At 76.4% G+C, this 3,541-nt stretch carries 1 protein-coding gene; it reads left to right on the top strand.

From position 1 onward, the window contains the following. On the top strand, window positions 1-3,541 hold a 3,541-nt coding region (locus tag AB0J52_RS32355; protein WP_500186623.1), incomplete at both ends, for an amino acid adenylation domain-containing protein.

Here is a 3,541-nt window from a genome sequence, read left to right as displayed (position 1 = left end):
GACGGCCTGACCGGCGGCGTCCTGGTGGACGTCGAGGGCCACGGCCGCACCGCCGACGGGCTCGACCTCAGCCGCACCCTCGGCTGGTTCACCGCCGTCCACCCCGTCCGGCTCGATCCCGGCTCCGCCGCCCCGGCCGGGGTCCGGAGCGGCGGAGCCGCCGCCGGACGGTTGCTGAAACAGGTCAAGGAACAGCGCCGCGCGGTGCCCGGCGACGGGCTCGGCTACGGGCTGCTGCGGCACCCGGGCACGGACGCCCGCTCGCCGCTCGCCGATCTCCCGTCCGCGCAGGTCTCCTTCAACTACCTCGGCCGGTTCGCCGCACAGGACGCGGCGGACGCCGAAGGCAGCGACACCGCGTTGTGGCAGCCCGCAGGACCGGACGCGATGGGCGGCCTCGCCGATCCGGGCATGGCCCTGGCGTACGCGCTGGATGCGGGCGGCCTCGTCCTGGACCGTCCCTCCGGGCCGGAGCTGACGCTCTCGCTGTCGGCCCCCGCCGGGCTGTTCACCCCGGCTGAACTGGACGGGTTGCTCGCCGCCTGGGCCGCGATGCTCGGCGGGCTGGCCGCGCACGCCGCCACCCCCGGCGCGGGCGGGCACACGCCGTCCGACTTCCCGCTGGTGACGCTCACCCCGGAACAGGTGGACGAGCTCGAACCCGGCCTCGCCGACGTGTGGCCGCTGTCGCCGCTCCAGGACGGTCTGCTGTTCCACGCCCGCTACGACGACCGCGGCCAGGACGACCAGGGCGAGAACGACCGCGGCCAGGATGTCTACCTCTGGCAGCGGGCGCTGGACTTCACCGGCCCCCTGGACACCGGCCTTCTGCGGACCTGCTGGCAGCGCCTGCTGGAGCGGCACCCGAACCTGCGCGCGGCCTTCCGGCAGCCGGCCGGGCTCGACCGGCCCGTCCAGGCCGTCGCGCGGCACGTGGAGGTGCCCTGGCGCGAGGTGGACCTGACCGCGGACCCGGCCGCCGACCCGGACGGCCTGCTGGAGGAAGAGCGCATCCGCGGCCTGGACCTGGCCGCGCCGCCGCTGCTCCGGCTGCTGCTGGCGAAACTCGGCCCGGACCGGCACCGGCTGGTCGTCACGATGCACCACATCGTGCTGGACGGCTGGTCGCTCCCCGTGCTGTTCGAGGAGCTGTCCCGGCTGTACGGGGCGGGCGGCGACCCGTCGGTGCTGCCGCCCGCGACGTCCTACCGCGACCATCTCACCTGGCTCGCCCGGCAGGACACCGGCGCGGCCCGCGCCGCCTGGCGGGACGAACTCGCCGGGGTGGCCGAGCCGACGCTGCTCGGCCCCGCCGACGCCGGGCACGTCGGCGCGGTGCCCCGCCACGTCGTGCTGCGGACGTCGGCGGAGTTCGCCGGGCGGCTGCACGGCGCGGCCCGCGCGTGCGGCGTGACCGCCGGGACGATCGTGCAGACCGCGTGGGGCGTCCTGCTCGGCGCGCGGACGGGCCGCCGCGACGTGGTGTTCGGCACGACCGTCGCGGGACGGCCCGCCGACCTGCCGGGGATGGAACGCGCGCTCGGGCTGTTCATCAACACCGTCCCGGTCCGCGTCGCCCTCGATCCGGGACGTCCCGCCACGGCGGTGCTCGCCGCGACGCGGGACCGGCAGACCGCGCTGCTCCCGCACCAGCACCTCGGCCTCGCCGACATCCAGCGCGCGGCCGGGACCGGCGCGACCTTCGACACCCTCGTCGTCTACCAGAACCATCCAGCCGCGCCGCCGCGGTTCGCCGGGCCGGACGTGGCGATCACGGGCGGGGAGGACGCCGCGCACTACCCGGTCACGCTGGTCGTGACGCCCGGCGGCGACGGCCTGGAGGTCCGGCTCGAATACCGGCCCGACCTCTTCACCGAACCCGAGGTGCGGGACCTGGCCCGGCGGTACGTTCGCGTGCTGGAGCAGCTCGTGGACGCGCCCGAACTCCCGCTCGGCCGGATCGACGTGCTGGACCCGGCCGAGCGGCGACAGGTCCTCACCGGCTGGAACGACACCGCCGGCCCGGTCCCGGACGGCACGCTGGCCGACCTGTTCGAGGCGAGCGTGGCGCGGGTCCCCGGCGCCATCGCGCTCGCCACCGCCGCCGAGAGCTGGACCTACGCGGAGCTGGACGGCCGCGCGAACGTCCTGGCCCGGAAGCTGATCGCGCGAGGCGTCGGCCCGGAGGACCTGGTCGCGGTCGTGATGGAACGGTCGGCGGCGCTGTACGCTGCGCTGCTGGGCGTGCTCAAGGCGGGCGCGGCCTACGTCCCCGTGGACCCCGACTACCCGGCCGACCGGATCGCGTACACCCTCGCGGACGCGCGCCCGTCCGCCGTGGTGTGCACCGCCGCGACCGCCGGCCTGGTGGCGGACACGGGCGTGCCCCGCGTCCGCTGGGACGACCTGCCCACCCCCGCCGACCGGCGGACCGAGCCGTCCACCGGCCCGCGGACCGACGCGCCGACCGACGCGGACCGGGTCCGGCCGCTGCGTCCCGGCCATCCGGCCTATGTGATCTACACGTCCGGGTCCACCGGCCGCCCGAAGGGCGTGGTGGTCCCGCACCGGGGCGCGGTCAACTACGTGAGCTGGCGGGCCGCCGCGTACGGGCTCACCCCGGGCGACCGGGTGCTGCAGTTCGCGTCGGTGGCGTTCGACACCTCCGTCTGCGAGATCTTCCCGACGCTCGCGGCGGGCGCCACGCTGTGCGTCGCGCGGCGCGACACCGACCCGTCGGCGGAACTGGCCGCGTTCGGCGCCACGGTCGCGACGTTCACGCCGTCGGTGCTGGAGTCGGTCGAGCCGTCCGCCGCCCGCGGCGTGCGGACGCTCGTCACGGCGGGCGAGGAGCTCGGCCTCGCTACCCTGCGCCGCTGGGCGCCCGGCCGCACCCTCTACAACGAGTACGGCCCGACCGAGGCGACGGTCGACGTCACCTGCTGGCAATGCCCGCCGGACCTCCCCGGCGCGGTTCCGCTGGGCGGCCCGATCCGGAACGTGCGGGTCTACGTGCTGGACGAGTGCCTGCGTCCGGTGCCGCCCGGAGCGCTCGGCGAGCTGTACGTCGCGGGCGCGGGCATCACCCGCGGCTACGTGAACCGGCCCGGTCTCACCGCCGCGCGGTTCCTCGCCTGCCCGTTCGGCGCCCCCGGGGAACGCATGTACCGGACCGGCGACCTGGCCCGGTGGACGCCGGACGGCGAGCTCCTGTTCGCGGGCCGCGCCGACGAGCAGGTCAAGATCCGCGGCTTCCGGGTCGAACCGGGAGAGATCGAGGCGGTGCTGTCCGCTCACGACGGGGTCGACCAGGTGACGGTGGTCGCGCGCGAGGACCGTCCCGGCGTCAAACGCCTGGTCGCCTACGTCGTCGGCACCGGCCTCGACGTGGCGGCCCTGCGCGCCCACGCGGCGTCGCGCCTGCCGGACCACATGGTCCCCGCCGCGTTCGTCCCGCTCGACGCGCTGCCGATGAGCGTCAACGGGAAGGTCGACCGGGCGGCGCTGCCCGCGCCGGACTTCGCGGCCGGGCCGGCCGGGC

This window comes from Spirillospora sp. NPDC049652, assembly GCF_040675125.1.
Lineage (GTDB): Bacteria > Actinomycetota > Actinomycetes > Streptosporangiales > Streptosporangiaceae > Spirillospora.
The sequence above is the reverse complement of the archived record's forward strand: the minus strand, read 5'-3'. Positions and strand labels throughout refer to the sequence as shown.